Origin of the sequence: Pseudomonas sp. FSL R10-1339 (assembly GCF_009600545.1) — a bacterium.
In the GTDB taxonomy this organism is placed as follows: Bacteria; Pseudomonadota; Gammaproteobacteria; order Pseudomonadales; family Pseudomonadaceae; genus Aquipseudomonas; species Aquipseudomonas bubulae.
In genome coordinates, this window is the sequence record NZ_WIVQ01000008.1 from 49844 (window position 1) to 72888 (window position 23045).

Annotated in this window: 21 protein-coding genes; 15 read left to right on the plus strand and 6 right to left on the minus strand. The window is 60.9% G+C overall.

Annotated features, from left to right (window positions below; all coding sequences use genetic code 11):
• Window positions 1-22: 22 nt before the first annotated feature.
• The 7 genes from cpdA to GHO03_RS04685 all read left to right on the plus strand — a co-directional run bounded on the left by cpdA (window position 23) and on the right by GHO03_RS04685 (window position 8156).
• Window positions 23-838 carry a 3',5'-cyclic-AMP phosphodiesterase gene (gene cpdA / locus GHO03_RS04655; RefSeq protein WP_095000936.1) on the plus strand — a complete coding sequence of 272 codons (816 nt, stop codon included), beginning with the start codon at window positions 23-25 and terminating at the stop codon, window positions 836-838.
• A gap of 95 nt (window positions 839-933) precedes the next feature.
• Window positions 934-1542, plus strand: coding sequence for a YqiA/YcfP family alpha/beta fold hydrolase (locus GHO03_RS04660; protein ID WP_153399290.1), 609 nt, complete (start codon window positions 934-936; stop codon window positions 1540-1542).
• A 51-nt stretch (window positions 1543-1593) separates the two neighbouring features.
• A complete protein-coding gene (parE, locus tag GHO03_RS04665; protein ID WP_095000938.1) occupies window positions 1594-3498 on the plus strand; it encodes a DNA topoisomerase IV subunit B in 1905 nt (634 codons plus the stop codon).
• Complete coding sequence (locus GHO03_RS04670) at window positions 3498-4478, plus strand: esterase-like activity of phytase family protein (RefSeq protein ID WP_095031363.1); 981 nt, start codon at window positions 3498-3500, stop codon at window positions 4476-4478. The genes parE and GHO03_RS04670 overlap by 1 nt, the downstream gene beginning before the upstream one ends.
• A complete protein-coding gene (locus tag GHO03_RS04675; protein WP_095000940.1) occupies window positions 4475-4996 on the plus strand; it encodes a TIGR02281 family clan AA aspartic protease in 522 nt (173 codons plus the stop codon). Before GHO03_RS04670 ends, GHO03_RS04675 begins: the two co-directional genes overlap by 4 nt.
• Before the next feature lie 11 nt (window positions 4997-5007).
• Window positions 5008-7272 (plus strand): DNA topoisomerase IV subunit A, encoded by a 2265-nt coding sequence (gene parC / locus GHO03_RS04680; RefSeq protein ID WP_095000941.1) that lies wholly within the window; start codon window positions 5008-5010, stop codon window positions 7270-7272.
• A 179-nt stretch (window positions 7273-7451) separates the two neighbouring features.
• Entirely contained in the window at window positions 7452-8156 is a 705-nt protein-coding gene (locus tag GHO03_RS04685; protein WP_176464986.1) for a membrane integrity-associated transporter subunit PqiC, read from the plus strand.
• Window positions 8157-8277: 121 nt separating this feature from the next.
• Here GHO03_RS04685 and GHO03_RS04690 read toward each other — a convergent pair whose 3' ends face one another.
• On the minus strand, window positions 8278-9825 hold the full coding sequence (locus GHO03_RS04690) for an AhpA/YtjB family protein (protein WP_095000943.1): 1548 nt from the start codon (window positions 9823-9825) through the stop codon (window positions 8278-8280).
• A 132-nt stretch (window positions 9826-9957) separates the two neighbouring features.
• On the opposite strand from GHO03_RS04690, the gene serB reads away from it, so the two are divergent.
• Window positions 9958-11172, plus strand: coding sequence for a phosphoserine phosphatase SerB (serB, locus tag GHO03_RS04695; RefSeq protein ID WP_095000944.1), 1215 nt, complete (start codon window positions 9958-9960; stop codon window positions 11170-11172).
• A 115-nt stretch (window positions 11173-11287) separates the two neighbouring features.
• On the opposite strand, the gene asd is transcribed toward serB, so the two are convergent.
• The 3 genes from asd to GHO03_RS04705 are packed head-to-tail and all read right to left on the minus strand — an operon-like array spanning window position 11288 to window position 14566.
• On the minus strand, window positions 11288-12154 hold the full coding sequence (gene asd / locus GHO03_RS25085; RefSeq protein WP_178110289.1) for an archaetidylserine decarboxylase: 867 nt from the start codon (window positions 12152-12154) through the stop codon (window positions 11288-11290).
• A gap of 9 nt (window positions 12155-12163) precedes the next feature.
• The gene (locus GHO03_RS25090; protein ID WP_095017684.1) at window positions 12164-12991 is read right to left on the minus strand and encodes a rhodanese-like domain-containing protein; all 828 of its coding nucleotides are present in this window, start codon (window positions 12989-12991) and stop codon (window positions 12164-12166) included.
• Window positions 12992-13027: 36 nt separating this feature from the next.
• Window positions 13028-14566 (minus strand): HDOD domain-containing protein, encoded by a 1539-nt coding sequence (locus tag GHO03_RS04705; protein WP_133144742.1) that lies wholly within the window; start codon window positions 14564-14566, stop codon window positions 13028-13030.
• A 152-nt stretch (window positions 14567-14718) separates the two neighbouring features.
• On the opposite strand from GHO03_RS04705, the gene motA reads away from it, so the two are divergent.
• Entirely contained in the window at window positions 14719-15570 is an 852-nt protein-coding gene (gene motA, locus GHO03_RS04710) for a flagellar motor stator protein MotA (protein ID WP_095000946.1), read from the plus strand.
• Between the two features lie 3 nt (window positions 15571-15573).
• Window positions 15574-16560, plus strand: a complete 987-nt coding sequence (gene motB, locus GHO03_RS04715) for a flagellar motor protein MotB (protein WP_095000947.1) — start codon at window positions 15574-15576, stop codon at window positions 16558-16560.
• 109 nt (window positions 16561-16669) lie between these two features.
• On the opposite strand, the gene rsgA is transcribed toward motB, so the two are convergent.
• A complete protein-coding gene (gene rsgA / locus GHO03_RS04720) occupies window positions 16670-17701 on the minus strand; it encodes a small ribosomal subunit biogenesis GTPase RsgA (protein ID WP_095000948.1) in 1032 nt (343 codons plus the stop codon).
• A 106-nt stretch (window positions 17702-17807) separates the two neighbouring features.
• On the opposite strand from rsgA, the gene orn reads away from it, so the two are divergent.
• Window positions 17808-18350, plus strand: a complete 543-nt coding sequence (gene orn, locus GHO03_RS04725; protein ID WP_086799078.1) for an oligoribonuclease — start codon at window positions 17808-17810, stop codon at window positions 18348-18350.
• Window positions 18351-18534: 184 nt separating this feature from the next.
• On the plus strand, window positions 18535-19146 hold the full coding sequence (locus tag GHO03_RS04730) for a trimeric intracellular cation channel family protein (protein WP_019826256.1): 612 nt from the start codon (window positions 18535-18537) through the stop codon (window positions 19144-19146).
• Between the two features lie 23 nt (window positions 19147-19169).
• Here GHO03_RS04730 and queG read toward each other — a convergent pair whose 3' ends face one another.
• On the minus strand, window positions 19170-20237 hold the full coding sequence (queG, locus tag GHO03_RS04735; protein ID WP_153399292.1) for a tRNA epoxyqueuosine(34) reductase QueG: 1068 nt from the start codon (window positions 20235-20237) through the stop codon (window positions 19170-19172).
• A gap of 62 nt (window positions 20238-20299) precedes the next feature.
• On the opposite strand from queG, the gene GHO03_RS04740 reads away from it, so the two are divergent.
• Genes GHO03_RS04740 through GHO03_RS04750 form a run of 3 tightly spaced genes read left to right on the plus strand, consistent with a single transcriptional unit; the run spans window position 20300 to window position 23042 of the window.
• Complete coding sequence (locus GHO03_RS04740) at window positions 20300-21160, plus strand: NAD(P)H-hydrate dehydratase (protein WP_095038939.1); 861 nt, start codon at window positions 20300-20302, stop codon at window positions 21158-21160.
• Complete coding sequence (gene tsaE, locus GHO03_RS04745; protein WP_016783300.1) at window positions 21148-21618, plus strand: tRNA (adenosine(37)-N6)-threonylcarbamoyltransferase complex ATPase subunit type 1 TsaE; 471 nt, start codon at window positions 21148-21150, stop codon at window positions 21616-21618. The genes GHO03_RS04740 and tsaE overlap by 13 nt, the downstream gene beginning before the upstream one ends.
• Window positions 21619-21620: 2 nt before the next feature.
• Complete coding sequence (locus GHO03_RS04750) at window positions 21621-23042, plus strand: N-acetylmuramoyl-L-alanine amidase (RefSeq protein ID WP_198417412.1); 1422 nt, start codon at window positions 21621-21623, stop codon at window positions 23040-23042.
• Window positions 23043-23045: the final 3 nt, after the last annotated feature.

Genomic DNA, 23045 nt, shown 5'->3' on the forward strand with positions numbered 1-23045 from the left:
GACCCTCCCCGGGAGAGCCACCTTGCCGAATGTATCCACGCTGACCACCGAAGACCCGGTGCTGCTGGTGCAGCTCTCTGACAGCCACCTGTTTGCAGAAGCGGATGGCTCGCTGCTGGGGCTCAAGACCGCGCAAAGCCTGCAGCAAGTGATTGATCTGGTGCAGGCCGAGCAGCCGCATATTGACGGCCTGCTGGCCACTGGTGATCTGACCCAGGACGGCAGTGTCGAGGCTTATCAACGCTTTCGCACACTGACCGCGCCGTTGGCACCCTTTGGCCGCTGGATCCCCGGCAACCACGATCAAGTTGCGCAGATGCGTGAAGCGGCCGTGCAAAGCCGTCTTCTGGAGCCGGTGGTCGATATTGGCAATTGGCGCATTACGCTGCTCAACTCGGCTGTTCCCCACTCCACCCCCGGTTACCTGGAGGACGATCAGTTGCAATTGCTGGCCCAGTCCTTGAGCGAAGCCCCCGATCGCCATCACCTGGTGTGCCTGCATCACCACCCGGTGTCGGTGGGCTGCCCGTGGCTGGAGCCGATCGGTCTGCGCAATGCCAAAGAATTCTGGTCGGTCATGGACCGTTATCCCCAGGCCCGGGCGGTACTGTGGGGGCATGTTCATCAGGCGTTCGACCAGCAGCGCAACGACGTTCGATTGCTAGCCACGCCCTCTACCTGCATCCAGTTCGCGGTGGGCAGCCCAGACTTCAAGGTCAGCGGCGAGGCACCGGGCTATCGCTGGCTGCGCTTGCAACCGGACGGCACTCTGCAAACCGGCGTGTCGCGCCTGGCGGATTTCACCTTTGAGCCGGATTACAGCGCCAACAATTACTGAATTATCTTGAAGCGAGTCATTGCCCCTGAGTCAGGCTAAACTGCGCGCCTTTATTGTTGCTGTGTTCAGCTTAACGGGTCTTCGGGGGTCATCGCATGTCAGGTTCCATCTTGTATATCCACGGGTTCAACAGTGCCCCCGAGTCCAAGAAAGCCATGCAGTTGACGTCGGCTATGCACGGCATGGGCCTTGGCGGGCAACTGCGGGTGCCTGCCCTGCACCATCATCCGCGCCAGGCCATTGCCCAATTGCAGGGCGTAATCAGTGAGCTTGGCAGCCCATTGCTGGTCGGCAGCTCGCTCGGCGGCTACTATGCGACATGGCTGGCCCGCCAATACGGCCTCAAGACCTTGCTGATCAATCCGGCCGTCAGCCCGCACCGGATGTTCGACGGCTATCTGGGCACGCAAACCAATCACTACAGCGGCGAAACCTGGGAACTGACCCTCGATCACGTGCAGGCGCTGGCAGAACTTGAAGTGCCAGCCCCTCAGGACGCGCAGCGTTGTCAGGTGTGGTTGCAGACAGGCGATGAAACCCTGGACTACCGCTACGCTGAACAGTACTACGCGGCATGTACGTTGCGTATTGAGGCGGGCGGTGATCACAGTTATCAGGGCTTTGCCCAGCAGCTGCCCGACTTGCTGAACTTTGCAGGGATCGGCGCCGAACAGTTTGAAACCATCGACTTCGCGGCCCTTTAAGGCGCCCGTCGAATGGCCCTTTTTTTCACTTACGACTAACGACGAGACCCTATGGCCACTCCCAGCGCTAGCTCTTATAACGCCGACGCCATCGAAGTCCTCTCGGGCCTCGACCCGGTGCGCAAACGCCCCGGCATGTATACCGACACCAGCCGGCCCAACCACCTGGCCCAGGAAGTCATCGACAACAGCGTCGACGAGGCCCTGGCCGGTCACGCCAAGTCGGTCAACGTCATCCTGCACGCCGATCATTCGCTGGAAGTCAGCGATGACGGGCGCGGCATGCCGGTGGACATCCACCCTGAAGAGGGTGTGCCGGGCGTCGAGCTGATCCTCACCAAGCTCCACGCCGGCGGCAAGTTCTCCAACAAGAACTACCAGTTCTCCGGCGGCCTGCACGGCGTGGGCATCTCGGTGGTCAACGCGCTGTCGACGCTGGTACGGGTCAAGGTCAAGCGTGACGGCAACGAGTACCAGATGACCTTTGCCGATGGCTATAAAGCCACCGATCTGGAAATTATCGGTACGGTTGGCAAGCGCAACACCGGCACCAGCGTGTACTTCGCGCCGGACCCGAAATACTTCGATTCACCCAAGTTTTCCGTCAGCCGCCTCAAGCACGTGCTCAAGGCCAAGGCCGTGCTATGCCCGGGGCTGCTGGTTACGTTCGAAGACAAAAACACCAACGAAAAGGTCGAGTGGCATTACGAAGACGGCCTGCGCTCGTATCTGGTCGATGCAGTCAGCGAGTTTGAACGCCTGCCCGACGAGCCGTTCTGCGGCAGCCTGGCCGGTAACAAGGAAGCCATCGACTGGGCCTTGCTGTGGCTGCCCGAGGGCGGCGACAGCGTGCAGGAAAGCTACGTCAACCTGATCCCTACGGCCCAGGGCGGTACCCACGTCAACGGCCTGCGCCAGGGCTTGCTCGATGCCATGCGCGAGTTCTGCGAGTTCCGCAGCCTGCTGCCGCGGGGTGTCAAGCTGGCGCCTGAAGATGTGTGGGAGCGCATTGCGTTCGTGCTGTCGATGAAAATGCAGGAACCCCAGTTCTCGGGTCAGACCAAAGAGCGTCTGTCATCCCGTGAGGCGGCGGCATTTGTCTCGGGCGTGATCAAGGACTCCTTCAGCCTGTGGCTCAACGCCAACCCCGAGTTGGGCATGCAACTGGCCGAACTGGCGATCAACAACGCCGGGCGCAGGCTCAAGGCCAGTAAAAAGGTCGAACGCAAGCGCATTACTCAGGGGCCGGCCTTGCCGGGCAAGCTGGCGGACTGCGCCGGGCAAGACCCGATGCGCTCCGAGCTGTTCCTGGTGGAAGGTGATTCTGCAGGCGGCTCGGCCAAGCAGGCGCGGGACAAGGAGTTCCAGGCGATCCTGCCGTTGCGCGGCAAGATCCTCAACACCTGGGAAGTCGACGGCAGCGAAGTGCTGGCGAGCCAGGAAGTGCACAATATCGCTGTGGCCATCGGTGTCGATCCGGGCGCGGCCGATATGAGCCAGTTGCGTTACGGCAAGATCTGCATCCTTGCCGACGCCGACTCCGACGGCCTGCACATTGCTACTTTGCTCTGTGCATTGTTTGTGCAGCACTTCCGCCCGCTGGTGGATGCCGGTCACGTCTATGTGGCGATGCCGCCGCTGTACCGCATCGACCTGGGCAAGGAGATCTTCTACGCCCTGGACGAAGCCGAGCGCGACGGCATTCTTGACCGTCTTGTCGCCGAGAAAAAACGCGGCAAGCCGCAAGTCACACGATTCAAGGGGCTGGGTGAGATGAACCCGCCACAGCTGCGCGAAACCACGATGGATCCGAACACCCGTCGCCTGGTGCAACTCACTCTTGAAGACTTCGCCGCCACGTCAGAAATGATGGACATGCTGCTGGCCAAGAAACGCGCCGGTGACCGCAAGTCCTGGCTCGAATCCAAAGGCAACCTGGCGCAGGTGCTGGCCTGATGCGCAGTGCCTTGCTGGGCTTGTTCTGTTTGGGTGCTGCGCCGGTCATGGCCGATACCTGGCCAGAACTGGCGTTGCAGTCAGAGCATCCGGTTGAAGGCATGCGCGGTGGCAATCTGTCCGGGCTGGCATTATGTTCGGGTGAGCTGTGGGCGGTGTCTGATCGTGATGATGATCAGATTTATCGCCTCGATACCCGCGAATCTCTGTGGCAGGCCGAAGCCTTGCCTGTCGATGTGCCGCCAGCGCCGGAAAGCGGCTTGCCGTGGGGCGTGCGCATGATGGGCAAGGCCATCAGCCCGTTGCGCGGCGGCGAGCTGGACTTTGAAGGGATCAGTTGCGATGAGGCGGGCAACCGGTTCGTGGTCAGTGAGTCCCATGCAGCGGTACTGCAAATCCCTCAGGCCGGGGCGCCTTCATGGCTTAAAATCGACCCGGCGCTGGTGCGTCAGGCCCGTGCCAGCGGCATGTTGCTGCATTTCAATGCGCTGTTTGAGGGGATTGCCGTCAACTCGCAGGGTAATCAGATATGGCTGGCGGCCGAGCGTGAGCGCCGTGGCTTGCTGACGATTCGCAAAAAACAGAGTGTATGGGACTGCGAAAACGGCTGCGTGCTGATGAGCGAAGGCGGTCTTGAACAGCCGCCGACGCAACTCAACGCCAAGGCCCAGGCAAAGGACTTTGCCGACCTGGCGCTGTTCGAGGACAAGCTGTTTACCCTTGAGCGCATGGCCTATCGTATTTGCCGGCGTACCCCGAATACGGGCGAGATCGAACGCTGTTGGTCGTTTGCCAATGATGCCCTGACCGATGCCCGGCGTTACAACACCGGCTATGGCAACACCGAGGCCCTGAGCCTGGATGCCAAGGGCGCCTGGGTCGGGGTCGACAACGGCAGCCATAGACGCGCCGATGGCGAAAAACGTCCCATCGTCTGGCGCTTTGCTGCACCGCAAGGTGGCTGGAGTGCCAAACAATGAGCCAGCAAGCACCGGGCAAAGGCGTGGGGCGTATCTTCATGATCGTGGCCTGGTGCGCGGGCCTGTACCTGGCCACGCAGTTTTTCGGGCGCTGGGAACAGCGTCAGCAAAACCCCAATACCGAAGTGACCTCGCAGCAAGGCGAGGGTTATATCGAAGTCAAACTGCTCGGCAACGTGCAGGGCCATTTCGTCGCCAGTGGCCGGATCAACAACGTGCCGGTGGAATTTTTACTCGATACCGGTGCCACCGATGTGGCAGTACCGCTGGATCTGGCCAGGCAACTGGCACTGCCCAAGGGCCTCCCGGTGACCCTGAGCACCGCCAATGGCCGCACCCAGGGCTACCAGACCCGCATCGATCGCCTGCAGCTGGGCGCCATTGTGCTGCGCGATGTGCGAGCTGTAGCGGCCCCCGGGCTGGACGGCGAGCAGGTGCTGCTGGGCATGAGTGCGCTGAACAAACTTGAATTTACCCAGCGCGGCGGCACCATGCTGCTGCGCCAGACAACGAACTGAATGAGGTCCGCATGAGCGACTCCCTTGATCTCAGCCTGGACGGCGTAGAACGCCGGTCACTGGCCGACTTCACCGAACAGGCCTACCTCAACTACTCCATGTACGTCATCATGGATCGGGCCTTGCCGCATATCGGCGACGGCCTCAAGCCCGTACAGCGGCGTATTGTTTACGCCATGAGCGAGTTGGGCCTGGACGCTGACTCCAAGCACAAAAAATCGGCGCGTACCGTCGGTGACGTGCTCGGTAAATTCCACCCTCACGGCGACTCGGCCTGCTACGAAGCGATGGTGCTGATGGCACAGCCGTTCAGCTATCGCTACACCTTGGTCGACGGCCAGGGCAACTGGGGTGCGCCGGACGATCCCAAGTCGTTCGCCGCCATGCGTTACACCGAAGCTCGCCTGTCGCGTTACTCCGAGGTCCTGCTCAGCGAATTGGGCCAGGGCACGGCGGACTGGGTACCGAACTTTGACGGTACCCTCGACGAACCTGCGGTTTTACCGGCACGTTTGCCCAATATCCTGCTCAATGGCACCACCGGCATCGCCGTCGGCATGGCCACCGATGTACCGCCGCACAACCTGCGTGAAGTGGCGGCGGCGTGCGTGCGTTTGCTCGACGAGCCGAAAGCCACGGTTGAGCAATTGTGCGAACACATTCAAGGCCCGGACTACCCGACCGAAGCTGAAATCATCACCCCGCGCGCCGACCTGCTGAAGATCTATCAGACCGGCCGTGGTTCGGTGCGCATGCGTGCGGTGTATCACATCGAAGACGGCGACATCGTGGTCACTGCACTGCCGCATCAGGTGTCGGGTGCCAAGGTGTTGGAGCAGATCGCCGCGCTGATGCAGGCCAAGCCGACCAAGCTGGCGATGGTAACCGACCTGCGCGATGAGTCCGACCATGAAAACCCGTGCCGTATCGTCATCATTCCGCGCAACAACAAGGTCGATCTCGACGAGCTGATGCAGCACTTGTTCGCTGTCACCGAGCTTGAGTCCACGTTCCGGGTCAACATCAATATCATCGGCCTGGACGGCAAGCCGCAGCTGAAAAACCTGCGTGCCCTGCTGGTGGAATGGCTGGAATTCCGCGTCAACACCGTGCGCCGTCGCTTGCAGTTCCGCCTCGATAAAGTCGAGCGCCGCCTGCACCTGCTGGACGGTTTGCTCACCGCTTACCTGAACCTCGATGAAGTGATCCATATCATTCGCACCGAGGAACACCCCAAGGCTGAGCTGATTGCACGCTTTGCCCTGAGTGAAACCCAGGCTGATTACATCCTTGATACGCGCCTGCGCCAACTGGCCCGTCTGGAAGAGATGAAGCTGCGCGACGAGCAGGATGCACTACGTAAAGAGCAAGCCAAGCTGCAAGCCCTGCTGGGCAGCGAAGCCAAGCTGAAAAAGCTGGTGCGCACTGAACTGCTGGAAGACGCCAAAACCTACGGCGATGATCGTCGTTCGCCAATCGTGGCCCGCGCAGAAGCCAAGGCCCTGTCGGAAAACGAGCTGGTGCCGACTGAAGCGGTCACGGTGGTGCTCTCGGAGAAAGGCTGGGTACGTTGCGGTAAAGGCCACGACCTGGACGCTACCGGCCTGTCCTATAAAGCGGGGGATGGTTACAAAACCGCCGCTGCCGGGCGTTCCAACCAGTTTGCGGTGTTTATCGACTCCACGGGGCGCAGCTACTCAGTGGCTGCGCACACCTTGCCGTCGGCCCGTGGTCAGGGCGAACCGCTGACCGGTCGTCTGACCCCGCCTCCGGGCGCGACATTCGAGTGCGTGCTGTTGCCGGAAGACGACGCGTTGTACGTGATCGCCTCCGATGCCGGTTATGGTTTTGTGGTTAAGGGTGAAGACCTGCAAGCCAAGAACAAGGCCGGTAAAGCGCTGCTCAGTCTGCCCAAAGGCGCGCAGGTGATGCAGCCGCGGCCGGTGTCCGATCGCGAGCACAACTGGCTGGCGGCGGTGACCACTGAAGGGCGCCTGCTGATTTTCAAGGTCAGCGACTTGCCGCAGCTGGGCAAGGGCAAGGGCAACAAGATCATCGGCATACCCGGCGATCGCGTGGCCAGCCGCGAAGAGTACGTGACCGACATCGCGGTACTTCCAGACAATGCCGCATTGGTATTGCAGGCGGGCAAGCGTACCTTGACGCTCAAGGCGGATGACCTGGAACACTACAAAGGTGAGCGTGGCCGTCGTGGCAACAAACTGCCTCGTGGGTTCCAGCGTGTGGATGCCTTGTTGGTAGAAACCCCCAATTAAGCCTGTTTAGTGCGCCCGGCCTGCGTTTTTAAGCGCAGATCGGCGCGACAGCGCTGGAGTCATGCCCAATATTCGCGGATGATATGCCGCGTTAGCGGCACGGCTTATGGCAATGTGCTTTGCGAGCCTTTCGAGAATTACACTGCGGCTCGCCCTGAGGCGGCCACCTGGATGGAATGATGAACGTTCTACGCCTTCCTATAATTGCGTTGCTGACCGGTGTGCTGGGTCTGGCGGGGTGCAGCACGCACCAGCCGGCGGCCTTGTACCAACTGGACAGCGGCAGCCCCGGCCAGCCCGCGCAAAGCGCCGGCATGGCTGTGGTACTTGGCCCGATCAGCGTGGCCGACTACCTGCAACGTGAAACCCTGCTGCAACGCCAGCCTGATGGCAGTTTGAGCGCTGCGACTGACGGACGATGGGCGGGTAGCCTGTCGGCAGATATCGACCAGCTGCTGGTGCGCCAACTGGCATGGCGCCTGGACAGCCAGCGTGTGGTCCAGGCCCCGGCACCTGCGGGCTTCAGCCCGGATGTGCAAGTGTTGTTGTCGATCACTCGGCTGGACTCGGGCAAGGACCTGCCTGCAGTGCTGGACGCACAATGGCGCTTGATTGACCGTCGCGGGCAAGTGCGTGACAACCGCATCGTGCACCTGGAGCAGCCGCACGGGGGCAGTACGGCGGACCAGGTCAAGGCTCAGGGCAAGTTGTTGCAACAGTTGAGCGAGCAATTGGCGGTGGCACTCAAGCCTCTGGCCAACCAGCCGCCTCTGGTGGAAGCGCCCAAGGCGCCGTCCAAGGCAGCCCCCAAGCAGGGTGCGGATAAACCTCGTATCCCGATGGCCTCACCGATACGCACGGATATGGAAATCTTCCGCTTCTGAGGCTGTAGCCAGAAACAAAAAAATCCCGCACATGTGCGGGATTTTTTATGGCAGGTCAAAAGCCCCTCACCACGCCTCTCCCTCCGGGAGAGGGCCAGGGTGAGGGTGCTCTTGGCTTTGGCTACCCGCGACTCTCGTGCATCCGCGCCAGCTGGCGCTCCAGCATCGAAGGGTAAGGCTCCATCAGGCGCTCTACGCAGCAGGCGCCTTCCGGGCTGGCAATCGGGCGGATTCGGGCGCGCTGGCGGATCAGCGGGTCATCGCTGATCTTGCGCTCTACCAGCAACAGGTTGCGGCTGTGTTGCGACAAGGCCAGTGCATCCTGCGCCGTTTCGGTCAGCAGCAGGTCAATCTGACTCATGCCGCTCAGGCCTTCACCCAGCACCAGGCCCAGTTGCAATTGCAGGGTAATGCCGCTGTCTGCCACTTCGATTTGCAGGGCGTGACCCAATGCACGCAGCAGCTCGCCGCAGCAAATGGCGTTGGTCAGGTAGTCGTCGCCGCTGTCTTCACTGTGGAACAGCATCAGTGTGCTGCCATCGTTCAGCGTATGCAGTTCGCTTTGGTACAGCGAGGCTGCCTGGTTCAGACAATCACGATAGCGTTCCAGCAGTTCCATCAATCGGGCGCGGGGCAGGCGGCGCAATTGCTCTTGTGCCCCCAGTTGCACCGCGAGTACGGCACTCGGTTGCGGCGCCGCAGATGCGACCGGTTTTGGTTTGGCCAGGGCAACCGGCGCGGCACTCGCCGTGCTGGTGTCGCGCAGGTCGGCAAACGGGTCTTCGTCGTCGTTCTCGTCTTCTTCGGTGCTCACCAACTGTCGAGGTGCAGCCTTGGGCGCAGGTGCCGCTGCAGTCTCATCGAACGTCGGGTCACTCAGGTTGCGCACTTCAAAGCTCGGCTCGTTGTCTTCGGCCTCTTCGTAGTCGCTGTCGTCGTAGTCGTCTTCTTCTGGTTCCGGCTCGGGCTCTGGTGCCGGAGGGGCCAGGCGGGTGTGGAGCTGACGAGCCAGGTCGCCGATCTCATCCTGGCGCTGGATGGCCGGGGTGTAAGGATCGGGTTCGCGCAGCCATACCCGCAGTTGCAGCAGGGGCGTGGTGATATGACGGCCCAGACGCAAGCTTAAGGCCAGGGCAAGGGCCAGCAGGATAGCACTCAAAATGCCCATGCTTTGCAGGCTGATGGTCATCGGCTGCTCGAACTGGTGCATGTCCAGGCTGATGCGCAGATGCCCGGCGGTCACATCCTGAAAGGTGATCTTGGTTTGATACACACCCTCGGTTTCGCCCAGCAGGCCATTTTTGGGACGTTGCCCGGCTTCGGCGAGGATACGGTTATCCACGCTATAAATGGCCGCGTGGGCCACCAGCGGGTTTTTGGTCAGGTTGTTGAGCAGCACGTTGAGGCTGAGGATGTCGTTCGACACCAGCAGCTCGGTCGCCGAGGTGGCGGTTTGCGTGGTCAGGCTTTGCCCCAGGGCGTCGGCCTGTTCGTGCATGGCCTGCTTGAATTGCAGGCCCATGACCACGGCATAGATGACCAGTGCCAGGGCGACCAGGATCACGTTATGGCTGGCGATACGCAGAGCAAGCGGAACGCGGCGATCGCGCAGGGCCCGGAAGATCAGCAGGAAGAAGTTATCGGTTTTGACAGGCGATGGCCGGTTCACTGAGCGCGGCTCTTAGTCCGTTAAGTTGGTGCGCAGTATAGCGAGCGGCCTGAGGGCGGCAAAGCCTTGGCGGTGCCCGATGGTCACTGAAAGTGGGTAGAATGCGTTTTTTTTAGCGAATGGGGGTGTGCCTTGCGCGAAATCGTCCTGATAAACATCACAGGTGAGGACCGTCCGGGTCTCACTGCGGCCATTACCGGTGTACTGGCCAGCAATGGTGTGAATATTCTCGACATCGGTCAGGCCGCCATCCATGGCGTTTTGTCATTGGGTTTTCTGGTCGAAATTCCACAAGCCGAGCTGGTTTCGGCAGTGCTCAAGGACCTGCAGCCCTTAATCGCGAAGGAAGGTTTGCAGCTGCGTTTCGACCCGATCAGCGAAGAGCATTACCAGCGCTGGGTCCACGAACAAAGCCAGACCCGGCATGTGGTCACGCTGATGAGCCGCCAGGTGACCGCCCATGAGCTGCAGCGCGTGACATCGGTGATCAGCCAGCACGGTTTGAACATTGAGCAGACGGATCGCCTGTCCGGTCGCGTGCCGCTGGATGCGTCGACCGAGTCGAGCAAAAGCTGCATCGAGCTGCGTGTGTGTGGCGAGCCTGTGGATGTTGACGCGCTGCGTGCCGATTTCTTCAACCTGGCCCAGGAGCTGGGCGTGGATATCGCCCTGCAGGAAGACACCCTGTTCCGTCGCAATCGCCGCCTGGCGGTGTTCGACATGGACTCGACGCTGATCGAAGCTGAAGTGATCGACGAGCTGGCCAAGGCGGCAGGCGTGGGGGATCAAGTGGCGGCCATCACCGAGCGCGCGATGGCTGGCGAACTGGATTTCAAGGCCAGTTTCAAGGAGCGCATGGCGCTGCTCAAGGGCCTGGACGTGGGCGTGCTGGATGCCATCGGTGCTTCGTTGCGCCTGACCGAGGGCGCTGAAGTGCTGTTCGCCGAGCTCAAGCGTCTGGGTTACAAAACTGCGATTCTGTCAGGCGGTTTCACCTACTTTGCCAAACAAGTGCAGGCCAGGCTGGGCATCGACTATGTCTTTGCCAACGAACTGGAAGTGGTGGACGGCAAGGTGACCGGTGTTGCGGTCGAACCGATTGTTGATGCCCAGCGCAAGGCAGATTTGCTGCGCGAACTGGCACAAAAGGAAGGCTTGAGCCTGGAGCAGACCATTGCGGTCGGTGATGGCGCCAATGATTTGCCGATGCTGGCGATTGCCGGGCTGGGTGTGGCATTCCGTGCCAAGCCGCTGGTCAAGAAATCGGCCAAGCACGCAATTTCGACTTTGGGCCTGGATGGCGTGCTGTACCTGCTCGGTCAGCGTGACCGTAACAGCCAGGGCTGAGCCCCCCTGTAAATGACCTGTGGGAGCGAGCTTGCCCGCGATTGCATCACCTCGGTGAATCAGATGCACCGAGTTGCCAGCATCGCGAGCAAGCCCGCTCCCACAGGGTTATGGGTTATTCGGCGTGCGCCGGTGCACCCATTTTCTGACCCATCATCACCGGCGTTCCTGCCGTCAGGTCTTCGGCCCATTTCACCTGATCCGCGCCAAACAGCACGATCGCCGTCGAACCCAGTTTGAAACGACCCAGCTCGGCACCTTTTTCCAGGTGGATCGGCGCACGGGCAGCTTCGTCGTAACGGAAGGTTTTCAGCTCGCGTTTCGGCGGGGTAACCAGACCGGCAAACACGGTTTCAATGGATGCCACGATCATGGCACCGACCAATACCACGGCCATAGGGCCGCGCTCGGTGTCAAAAATGCACACCGCACGCTCGTTGCGGGCAAAAAGCTCCGGCACGTTTTCGGCGGTGGTCTGGTTGACCGAGAACAGGCGCCCCGGCACGTAGATCATTTCACGCAGGGTGCCCGCCAGTGGCATGTGCACGCGGTGGTAGTCCTTGGGCGACAGGTAGATGGTGGCAAATTCGCCGCCCATAAACTGGGCTGCTACTGCAGCATCGCCACCCACCAGCTCCAGCACGCTGTAGCTGTGGCCCTTGGCCTGGAACACGCGGCCGTGTTCGATCGGGCCCAGCTGGCTGACCGCGCCATCGGCAGGGCTTAGCACCGCACCTGGAGTTTGATCCAGCGGGCGGGCGCCGTCTTTCAGGGCGCGGGTAAAGAAGGCGTTGAAGTGCTCGTAGGCGGTCACGTCTTCAACCAGGGCCTGGGACATGTCTACCTGATAACGCTTGGCGAACCAGCTGGTGAACGCATTCTTGAACCAGCGTACGCGGCATTCGGCAATACAGCCGGCCAGGCGTGACAGCAGGTGATGCGGCAACAGGTACTGACTGAGGAGGAACAAACGCTTTTTCATTCAAGGTCCTTAATTTTTTACAGGTAGCTCGACGGGGGTGTCGGGGTGGTTGCCCCATTCGCCCCAGGAGCCGGCGTAGCCTTTGACGCGCGGGTAACCGAGCGCCTTGGCGACGAGATAGGTAAAGCCGGAACGGTGGTGGGTCTGGCAGTGGGTAATCACTTCTTTGTCTGGCGTGATGCCCAGATCCTTGAGGATCTGCGCCATGTCCGGGCGGATACGCAGGTTACGGGTTTTATCCATGCCGGTGGTCCACTCAAGATGCTTGGCCCCGGGGATATGCCCGCCCTTGGCCGCCAGCACTTTTTCGCCGCTGTATTCGGCGGCACTGCGTGCATCCCAGATCGCCAGGTCGGCGGCGCCCAGGCGGCTTTGCAGGTACTCGCGGGTGGCAGTGGGTTCATCGTGCAAGGTCAGCGCCACCGGGCCATTGACGGCGGCAGGCACGTCCTGACTGAGGGCATAGCCTTCGCCAATCCAGGCGTGAATGCCCCCGTCCAGATAGTGGTATGCCTTGTGCCCGATTACATCAAGCAGCCAGATAAACCGCCCGGCCCAGCCGCCGCCTTCGTCGTCATAGACCACATAGACCGCGTCGGGATTGTGCCCCAGCTCGCCGAACAGGGTTTCGAGTGACGCTTGCGACGGCAGCAGGCCGGGTGCCGGTGGCAAGCCCAGTTGCGTGCGTTTCGGGTCGACAAAACGGGCGCCCGGAATATGCCCGGCCTCGTAGCGTGCAACACTGGTCAGGTCAACCAGGATCAGTTCGGGTGCGTCGAGCCGGGCGAGCAGGTCGCCGGGCTCGATCACTAATGGCAAGCCAGAGAAGCCAGGCATAGGAAGCCTCCAGAGCAAAAAGGGGGGATTGTAGCGCTAGCGCCCGCGACTACTAAAGGTATTCAAGGCTTTCTCGATGCATTGGGCCGTTTTGCCAAAGGCTTGCACGCTGGTTTCGGAAAATGGCCCGCCGCCCTGGTCTGCCAGTATGAGCATGACCACGCGACCGTTATTGCTCAGCGAGCGTAGCAGCAGATGCTCGCCGGGGAACAGGCTGCGCAGGCTGTAGGGCAAGACTGCGGAAATCACCGCGTTGTTTTCGGGCGTCAGGCGCACTTGTGCAGGTTGCATCATCAGGCGTTGCAGCGCGGTGCTGTCACTGATGTTGACGGTCAGGTCGAAGGCGGTTCTGCCCAGGCCGGCAATCTGGTTGACGCTCAGGCTGGTCGAGGTCTTGTCGGGGGTGAGTATCATCACCCGGCGCATGCCGCACGCCTGCAAGGCTTCGCGGGCACAGGTGCTCAGATGCATCGGGTTGCTGAATGCGCTGGGTTGCTCCAGCAGCTGCCCGCAATGTTTGCGCCAGGCGACGAGTGCCTCGGCCGAGGGAGGCGGGGCTGCCTGCGAGTTGTCCCCGCTGCGGCGTGAGTCCCACGGCCAGAGCAATGCCTGGGCCGGATGCCAAAGGTCGGGGCTGGAGTGATAGCGCGCACTGCTCGCGGCCTGCTGGTGTGCCTGCTGCTGAACTTCGTCCAGGGGCATTTGCAGGTAAAGGCTGGTGACGTACTGCCAGCGCAGGTTGTGCGGTGTGTCCCAGCCCTGCTGGGCTGACAGCGCCAGGCAGTTGGCCAGCAACACACTGTTGGCAGGCTGGTTGAGCCAGCGCCGCAGGGCCGGGTCGGCGTCCAGCAGTTGTTGCTGACGCAGGGGGTGATGGGTGTCGCGGGCGATATGCAGCACCCTGACCAGGGTGCGGCGCTCTTCGGTGATCACCGTATAACCTTGCATCACCCACCCCGGCAGACGCCACAGCTCGGCCAGGCTGCGGCAGATATCAAACAGTGGCACACCAAAAAGCTGGCGCTCGACTTTACTGGCGCACTCATTGTGCCCGACCACCCGCCGTTCCCAGGTTTCGAGCAGCAGTGGGTGGGTCAGTGCCAGGGCCCATAGCGGTGACAGAAACAGCAAGCTGCTCCAGTAGATTTCCTGCCAGAGCCGCGCCAGGCGATTGCCGAACAGGCCAATGGCCTGTTGTGCGGCGTGCTGGCTGATCAGCTGGATTTGTCGGTAGGCCAGCGGGATATCCTCGATCGCCAGCGCCGGCACATGTTCGAGCAGCATCTGGGTGCGTTTGAGGCCCAGGCGGTTGATCGCCACTTCAAGGCTCTCGGCCGGCTCGCTCAGGCTGCTTTGGGCTTGCTGGTTGGCCTCGCGGATCAGTCTGAGGGCCAGCGCCGGGCTGTCCTGCATAACCTCGGCAATTTCGCGTAACGAGCGGCGACTGTCGTTGAGGGTCTTGAAGACCCGCGCATGGCTGGTTTGCGGGATCGGCAGATCGACGGCGTCCAGGTGTGCAACCCAGGCATCCAGGGTGGTGGGTGTTGATATCGGTGCGCGGGTTTCGTTGGCCATAATGAGGACGCGATGATCATCCAATCTGGGGGTCGAATGGCTTTTCGGCTCTACCGGCTATAGTCTGGCGCAGATTCGCCGATAAGGAGAAGAAGAGTTTTAGCTACGCTGGAATATGACCTTGAACCGACCCAAGAAGTACTTTTATATCTATGGCTAAAATTATCGGCATCATCGTCGTGTTCGCGAGTGTGCTCGGCGGATACGTACTTTCCCACGGCAAAATCGGGGCGCTGATCCAGCCGTTCGAGGTTTTGATCATCGGCGGTGCGGCCTTCGGTGCGTTCCTGCAAGCCAACCCCGGTTACATGACCATGCATGTGATCAAAAAATCACTGGGCATGTTTGGTTCGCGTTTCTCCCACGCTTTTTATCTTGAAGTGTTGGGCCTGGTTTACGAGATTCTCAACAAAAGTCGTCGCGAAGGCATGATGGCCATCGAGAGCGACATTGAAGACGCGGCCGCCAGCCCTATCTTCGCCAAATACCCCACTGTCCTTAAAGATGAGCGCATGACCGCGTTTATCTGCGATTACCTGCGCATCATGTCCTCGGGCAACATGGCCCCCCACGAGCTTGAGGGGTTGTTTGACATGGAGCTGTATAACCTCAAGGAAGAGCTGGAGCATCCTTCCCACGCCGTTACCGGTATCGCCGACGGCATGCCGGGTTTCGGTATCGTGGCCGCGGTACTGGGTATTGTGGTGACCATGGCCTCGCTGGGCGAAGGTGATCAGGCGGCCATCGGCATGCACGTTGGCGCCGCGCTGGTAGGTACCTTCTTCGGTATTTTGGCGGCCTATGGTTTCTTCGGTCCGTTGGCGACGTCTTTGGCTCACGATGCCAAGGAAGAACTCAACGTGTATGAATCGATCAAGGCCTCGCTGGTGGCTTCGGCCTCAGGCATGCCGCCGTCGCTGGCGGTCGAGTTTGGTCGCAAGGTCCTGTACCCCAAGCACCGGCCCAGTTTTTCCGAGCTGGAACAAGTGGTTCGTGGTCGCTGATTTATGGAAAACAACCAGCCCATAATCATCAAGCGCGTCAAGCGCTACGCCGCAGGCCATCACGGTGGCGCCTGGAAAATCGCCTTTGCCGACTTCGCCACGGCGATGATGGCGTTCTTTCTGGTGATGTGGCTGATGACGGCGGCCACGCCCGAGCAAAAGATCGCCATTGGTGGTTATTTCAAAGATCCGATCGGATTCAGCGAAAGCGGCACGCCCTACGTCATCGACCTGGGCGGCACTCCGGCCTTGGCGCCGGACAACACCCTCAACCCTGAAGAAAAACTGCAGCCCCAGCCCGACAAGATCAAGGTAGATGCCGAGCAGGTTGAAAGCATGGCCGAGCAGGTCGAGAAAGAGCGCCTCGAACTGCTGTTGCAGGAGTTGCAGAACAAGGTCGAAGAAAACCCGCAGCTGCGCAAGTTCAAGGATCAGTTGCTGTTTGAAATTACCCCGGACGGCCTGCGTATCCAGATCATGGATGCCGCAAACCGGCCGATGTTTGATGTGGGCAGTGCAAGGCTCAAACCGTACTTCGAAGATATTTTGCTGGCCATGGCCGACACCATCAAGGCAGTACCCAACAAGGTCAGTATCAGCGGCCACACCGATGCCATGCCTTATGCGGGGGGCGGTGATTACGGCAATTGGGAGTTGTCGGCCAACCGTGCCAATGCAGCGCGGCGTGCGCTGGTGGCGGGCAGCTACCCGGAAGGGCAGATTGCGCGGGTGGTGGGTTATGCCTCGTCAGTGCTGTTCGACACGGCTAACCCCAATAATCCGGTCAACCGTCGTATCGACATTGTGGTGCTGAACAAAAAGGCCCAGCAGGCGATTGAAGGCGAGCAGGGTGCGGAGTCAGTCAAGCCCCAGGAACTGCCCAAGGCGCCAGTTGACCCGATCAAGCTGCCCGCCGACAAACAGCCACTGCCGATGCATGAAGAACGGCAGAAGCTGAATCTGTTTGACGACCCGCCGCCCTCACCCTAACCCTCTCCCAGAGGGAGAGGGGACTGAGCGCACGCGGCTTCAAGAACACTGATAATTTGCCCCCTCTCCCTCCGGGAGAGGGCTGGGGTGAGGGGGCTTCTGGCCTGAATCAGTAACTCGACTCAGGCAAGCTGGCAATGATCGAGCGATAGCTGTTCATGCGCTGTTGCTGCACGCGGCCATCTTCCAGGGCCATCAGCAATGCACAGCCCGGCTCGCGGTCATGCTTGCAGTCGCGGAAGCGGCAACGGCCGATCAGGTCGTTGAACTCGATGAACCCCGCCTCGACATCGGCACGGCTGACGTGGCCCAGGCCGAACTCACGAATACCCGGGGAGTCGATCAGATCGCCGCCGCCCGGGAAGTGGAACAAGCGTGCCGTGGTCGTGGTGTGCGTACCCTGGCCGGAAATCTCCGAGAGCGGCCCGACCCGAAGGTTGACCTCAGGCAGCAGGCTGTTGACCAGGGACGACTTGCCAACGCCCGACTGACCCACAAACACACTGATATGGCCGTCCAGTTGCGCTTGCAACTGCTGCATGCCATCGCCGTGATGGGCCGACACTTCCAGCACCGGATAACCCAGTTGACGATAAACCCCCAGCAACGCATTCAGCGCCGGTGCGTTCTGCTCGTCGATCAGGTCAGCCTTGTTGAGCAGCAACAGCGGGCGAATCCCGGCGTGCTCGGCGGCGACGAGATAGCGGTCGATCAGGTTGGCGTGCGGCTCGGGCATGGGTGCGAACACAATCACGATCATGTCGACGTTGGCTGCAACCGGCTTGAGCTGACCACGGCTGTCCGGGCGGCATAGCTCGGTCTTGCGCGGCAACTGGGCGACGATAACGCCGATGCCCTGATTGCCGGCGCGCCACACAACCGTGTCACCGGTTACCAGAGCGGGCAGGTTGGCGCGCAGGTGGCAACGGAACATCTGGCCTTTGAGCTCACCTTCCTGGGCTTCGACTTCGACCTGCACACCAAAGTGCGCGATCACCAGGCCAAGTTGCTCGGGGCCTAAATCGCCGCCTTCAAGCGCTTCGACGGCACTGGATTCGCGTTTGGCGGCGCGGGCAGCGCGCTCGCCCTGGATCTTTTCGATGCGCCAATTCTGACGACGGTTGAGCTGGCGTTTGGCCATGGGTGTTCCGTGTTGATAAAACGATAAGAAGGGTAAAACGCCGGGGAGTTTAGCACGAGGGCCGCGTGCCTAAGCTAAACTGCGCACCTAAGCACTGGAGGCCATTATGCAAAACGCGCAGAACCTGATCTGGATCGACCTGGAAATGACCGGTCTGGACCCTGACAACGACGTCATTATTGAAATGGCCACCATCGTTACCGACAGCAACCTCAATACCCTGGCCGAAGGCCCGGTCATCGCCATCCACCATAGTGATGCCGTGCTGGCGCGCATGGACGAGTGGAATACCCGCACCCACGGCGGCAGCGGCCTGACCCAGCGGGTCAAGGACAGCACCACCACTATGGCCGAAGCCGAAGCGCAGACCATCGCGTTCCTTGAACAGTGGGTACCCAAAGGCAAATCGCCGATCTGCGGCAACAGTATCTGCCAGGACCGCCGCTTCCTGTACACCCATATGAAAGCGCTGGAAAGCTACTTCCACTATCGCAACCTGGACGTTTCGACGCTCAAGGAGCTGGTTGCACGCTGGGCGCCGGAAGTACGCGACAGCCTGGTGAAAAAGGGTACGCATCTGGCGCTGGACGACATTCGCGAGTCGATTGCCGAGCTGCAACACTACCGCAAGCATTTCATCAAATTCTAAGCTGCCGTTGATCCCCCTGTGGCAGCGGGCTTGCTCGCGATGCAAGCGACTCGGTACATCTACCGAACCGCAGCGAAGCCGTCGCGAGCAAGCCCGCTCCCACAAAGAACAGTATTTGTTGCCCGCTTTTGGTGCCAATGCCAACTGAGAGTAGACTGCGCGCCTTCTTGCAAGGATCGCTGCCATGTTGCTGATGCTTTATTTAGTTGCCATTACTGCCGAAGCCATGACCGGCGCGCTGTCTGCCGGGCGTCGGGGCATGGACTGGTTCGGTGTGGTGCTGATCGCCTGCGTCACCGCGCTAGGGGGCGGTTCGGTGCGTGACGTCCTGTTGGGGCACTACCCGCTGACGTGGGTCAAACACCCGGAATACCTGGTACTGACCACGTTCGCTGCATTGGTGACGATCTTTATCGCGCCCTTGATGCGTCATCTGCGTTCGCTGTTTCTGGTGCTCGATGCCCTGGGGCTGGTGGCGTTTACCCTGATCGGATGCATGACCGCGCTGGAGATGGGCCAGGGCATGCTGGTGGCTTCGGTGAGCGGAGTGATTACCGGGGTCTTCGGCGGCATCCTTCGTGACATCTTCTGCAATGACATTCCGTTGATCTTCCGTCGCGAGCTGTATGCCAGCGTTTCGTTTGCTGCGGCGTGGTGTTTCTTGTTGTGTACTTATCTGGAAATGCCCAACGAACAGGCGATTTTCGTCACCTTGTTCGGCGGGCTGCTGCTGCGTTTGCTGGCGATCCGCTTTAACTGGGAAATGCCCAAGTTCGTTTATAACGACGAGCATTAAGCAGCTGTGGCAGCGGGTTTGGTTCAGGCCCGCTTGGCGTGTTGTGTCAGCGCCCACTCCACATGCTCGCGCACCAGCTCCGACGGGTAATCACGCCGCGCATTCAGGGCTTCCAGCACCGGGATCGTCGACGGCGCATTGCCCAGGCCTACCGCCAGGTTGCGCAGCCAGCGTTCGTACCCGGCCCGGCGCAGCGGCGAGCCTTCGGTGCTGCTCAGGAATTTGTCTTCATCCCACATAAACAGCTCGGCCAAGCCGGCATTGTCCAGGTTATGCCGTGGCTTGAAGTCCCCTTCTGCGGTGGTGCGGGCAAAACGGTTCCAGGGGCAGACGATCTGGCAGTCATCGCAACCGAATACCCGGTTGCCGATCATCGAGCGCAATTCTTCAGGGATCGCGGTTTTCAGCTCGATGGTCAGGTACGAAATGCATTTGCGCGCATCCAGCACATAAGGCCCGACAAAGGCATTGGTTGGGCAGATGTCCAGGCAGGCGGTGCAGCGCCCGCAGTGTTCGGTTTCGTGGGGGGCGTCGACCGGTAGCGGTAAATCGACAAACAGCTCGCTCAGGAAGAAGTAGCTGCCCGCCTTGCGATTGAGCACCAGGGTGTTCTTGCCGATCCAGCCCAGACCCGCCTGTTGCGCGATGGCCTTTTCCAGTACCGGGGCGCTGTCGACAAAGGCGCGGAAGCCAAACGGGCCAATGTCCTTCTGGATGCGGTCGGCCAGTTGTTGCACGCGCTTGCGGATCAGCTTGTGATAATCGCGGCCCAGGGCATAACGTGAAACGTAGGCTTTTTCCGGTTGGGCCAGCAGCTGCGCCATATGAGTGTCACCGGGCAGGTAGTCCATGCGCAGGGAAATCACGCGCACTGTGCCGGGCACCAGCTCTTGCGGGTGTGAGCGCTTGCTGCCGTGGGCGGCTATGTAGTCCATGTCACCGTGGTAGCCGGCTTCCAGCCAGCGTTGCAGATGGTGTTCGTGTTCTCCCAGGTCGAGGCCGGCAATGGCGACTTGTTGAAAGCCCAACTCGCGGCCCCATTCCTTGATGGACCGGGCGAGAGCGGGGAGGTCGGCAGTAATAGCAGGCATGGGACAAGAGAAACCGGAGCTGAGATGCGTATAATTCTGCCAGACATCGGAGCCAAACACGCATGCCGCAGACCAAACACCTGTTAGCCGACCCCCAAGCCCTTAGCGCAGATAATCTGGCGCCACTACCTCGACGAGCCCTGAGCGCCCATAAAGGCCAGTTCGGGCATGTGCTGCTGGTGGGTGGCGATCGTGGATTTGGCGGCTCGATTACCCTCAGCGCCCAGGCTGCACTACGCTGTGGCGCTGGCCTGGTATCCCTGGCCACGCGCCCCGAGCACGTGCCTGCTGCGCTGGTGCGGGTGCCCGAGGTGATGGTGCTCGGCGTATCGTCGGCCAACCAGTTGATGGGCGTACTGGCGCAGGCTTCGGTGGTCGTGGTGGGACCGGGTTTGGGGCAGGCGCCCTGGGGGCGCAGTCTGTTGTCGGCCGCGGCACAGGCAAAAATGCCGCAGGTGTGGGATGCCGATGCGCTTAATTTGTTGTCCAACGCAGTCATCACGCTGGCACCAGGGTCGGTGATGACCCCGCACCCGGGTGAAGCCGCACGCTTGCTGGGTATCAGCACCGGGCAGGTACAGGCCGATCGACCGGCTGCGGCCAGGGCGTTGGTTAAAAAATACTCAGCAGTGTGCGTCCTTAAAGGTGCAGGCAGTCTGATTGCAGGGCTCAATGGCGAGTTGGCCATTTGCAGTCACGGCCATCCGGCAATGGCTACGGCCGGTCTTGGGGATGTGCTGGCAGGCGTGATCGGCGCGCTGCTGGCTCAGGGGTTGGGCGCTTATGACGCCGCATGCCTGGCGGTGTGGCTGCATGCCCGCGCCGGTGAGCAACAAGGACAATTGGGCCGTGGGCTGGCGGCCAGTGATTTGATTCCAGCCATTCGTCAGTTGTTGGAGGAACACGCACCGTGCACGAAATAACACTGCAACTGGCCGACGAAGAGGCCATGACCGCATTTGGCGCGCGCCTGGCCACTGTCACTCAAGGTCACGGCCTGATTTTTCTCGACGGCGACCTGGGTATGGGTAAAACCACCCTGTCACGTGGCCTGATTCGCGGCCTTGGTCACACGGGTTCGGTCAAAAGCCCGACCTTCACATTGGTCGAGCCCTACGAGATTGGCGATATTCGGGCCTTCCACTTTGACCTGTATCGGCTGGTCGACCCGGAAGAGCTGGAATATATGGGGATTCGCGATTATTTCGACGAAGACGCCCTATGCTTGATCGAGTGGCCCGATAAAGGTGCAGGCTTTTTGCCAAAGCCTGACCTGACCATTACCATTAGGCCGCATAACACCGGGCGTTTGCTGACGCTGACGCCCCAAGGTTCTCGTGGCGAGTCTTGGTGTGCCGCATTGGCGCCGGAATACAAATAATGATGGGGTTTGGTATGCGCTTTCGCGCGTTAGCAAGTGTGGTGGGTGTGTTGCTCAGTGTCATGGCATTCAATGCTGTGGCCGCAACCCAGGTCAAGAGCGTGCGTCTATGGCGGGCGCCGGATAACACTCGACTGGTTTTTGATCTTACCGGGCCGGTGCAGCACAGTGTGTTTACGCTGACCGCACCTGATCGTCTGGTCATCGACATCAATGGCGCGACCCTGGGCGGGCCGCTGAATGTGCAAACAGCCAATACGCCAATCACCAGCATGCGCTCGGCGCAGCGTACCCCCACCGACCTGCGCGTGGTTATCGACCTGAAAAAGGCCGTGACCCCGAAAAGTTTCGTTCTGGCGCCCAATGCCCAGTACGGCAACCGCCTGGTGGTCGACCTGTATGACCAGGGCGCCGATCTGGCGCCAAGCCTGCCGGCCACCAACGTGGCAACGGTGCCGGTGGTGCCGGTGACGCCCGCGCAACCCGACGTTAAATTGCCGCCGATCCCGAGCGGTAAACGCAGCGTGGTGGTGGTGATCGATGCCGGCCACGGCGGTGAAGACCCGGGGGCCTCGGGCTCGGCTGGCCAGCGTGAAAAAGACGTGGTGTTGGCGATTGCCAAAGAACTGCAGCGCCAGATCAACGGCATGAAAGGCTTCAGGGCCGAGCTGACGCGTACCGGCGACTACTTTATCCCGCTGCGTGGCCGCACCGAAATCGCCCGCAAGAAAGGCGCCGACCTGTTTGTATCGATCCACGCCGATGCTGCACCGTCCAAGGCTGCCTTTGGTGCTTCGGTGTTTGCCCTGTCTGAACGCGGCGCGACTTCCGAGACGGCGCGCTGGCTGGCCGACAGCGAAAACCGCTCCGACCTGATCGGTGGCGCAGGCAACGTCAGCCTCGATGACAAGGACCGCATGCTGGCGGGTGTGTTGCTTGACCTGTCGATGACCGCGTCGCTGACCTCCAGCCTCAACGTCGGGCAAAAAGTGCTGAGCAACATAGGTCGGGTCACCCCGCTGCACAAGCAGCGCGTGGAGCAGGCCGGGTTTATGGTGCTGAAGTCGCCGGACATTCCGTCGATTCTCGTCGAGACCGGGTTTATCTCGAACTCCAACGAAGCGTCCAAGCTGGCTTCGAGCAGTCACCAGCAAGCGCTGGCCCGTTCGATCAGCAGCGGCGTACGCCAGTTCTTCCAGCAAAATCCGCCGCCGGGCACTTATATCGCCTGGCTGCGTGACACCGGCAAAATCGCCCAGGGTGCCCGCGAACACACGGTTCGCCCCGGCGAAACCCTGGCGATGATCGCTGTACGCTATCAAGTGGGCGTGGCGACATTGCGCTCGAGCAACAGCCTGAAAACCGATGAGCTGAAGGTTGGCCAGAACCTGAATATTCCGGCAACTGCCCTGGCGGCACAGTAATGA

Coding starts and splice junctions, on each gene's coding strand:
- orn (WP_086799078.1), top strand. CDS start 17,808: ATGCAAAACGCGCAGAACCTGATCTGGATCGACCTGGAAATGACCGGT.
- GHO03_RS04670 (WP_095031363.1), top strand. CDS start 3,498: ATGCGCAGTGCCTTGCTGGGCTTGTTCTGTTTGGGTGCTGCGCCGGTC.
- GHO03_RS04750 (WP_198417412.1), top strand. CDS start 21,621: ATGGGGTTTGGTATGCGCTTTCGCGCGTTAGCAAGTGTGGTGGGTGTG.
- GHO03_RS04730 (WP_019826256.1), top strand. CDS start 18,535: ATGTTGCTGATGCTTTATTTAGTTGCCATTACTGCCGAAGCCATGACC.
- GHO03_RS04685 (WP_176464986.1), top strand. CDS start 7,452: ATGAACGTTCTACGCCTTCCTATAATTGCGTTGCTGACCGGTGTGCTG.
- GHO03_RS25090 (WP_095017684.1), bottom strand. CDS start 12,991: ATGCCTGGCTTCTCTGGCTTGCCATTAGTGATCGAGCCCGGCGACCTG.
- asd (WP_178110289.1), bottom strand. CDS start 12,154: ATGAAAAAGCGTTTGTTCCTCCTCAGTCAGTACCTGTTGCCGCATCAC.
- motA (WP_095000946.1), top strand. CDS start 14,719: ATGGCTAAAATTATCGGCATCATCGTCGTGTTCGCGAGTGTGCTCGGC.
- GHO03_RS04705 (WP_133144742.1), bottom strand. CDS start 14,566: ATGGCCAACGAAACCCGCGCACCGATATCAACACCCACCACCCTGGAT.
- motB (WP_095000947.1), top strand. CDS start 15,574: ATGGAAAACAACCAGCCCATAATCATCAAGCGCGTCAAGCGCTACGCC.
- GHO03_RS04660 (WP_153399290.1), top strand. CDS start 934: ATGTCAGGTTCCATCTTGTATATCCACGGGTTCAACAGTGCCCCCGAG.
- GHO03_RS04675 (WP_095000940.1), top strand. CDS start 4,475: ATGAGCCAGCAAGCACCGGGCAAAGGCGTGGGGCGTATCTTCATGATC.
- parE (WP_095000938.1), top strand. CDS start 1,594: ATGGCCACTCCCAGCGCTAGCTCTTATAACGCCGACGCCATCGAAGTC.
- GHO03_RS04740 (WP_095038939.1), top strand. CDS start 20,300: ATGCCGCAGACCAAACACCTGTTAGCCGACCCCCAAGCCCTTAGCGCA.
- rsgA (WP_095000948.1), bottom strand. CDS start 17,701: ATGGCCAAACGCCAGCTCAACCGTCGTCAGAATTGGCGCATCGAAAAG.
- parC (WP_095000941.1), top strand. CDS start 5,008: ATGAGCGACTCCCTTGATCTCAGCCTGGACGGCGTAGAACGCCGGTCA.
- queG (WP_153399292.1), bottom strand. CDS start 20,237: ATGCCTGCTATTACTGCCGACCTCCCCGCTCTCGCCCGGTCCATCAAG.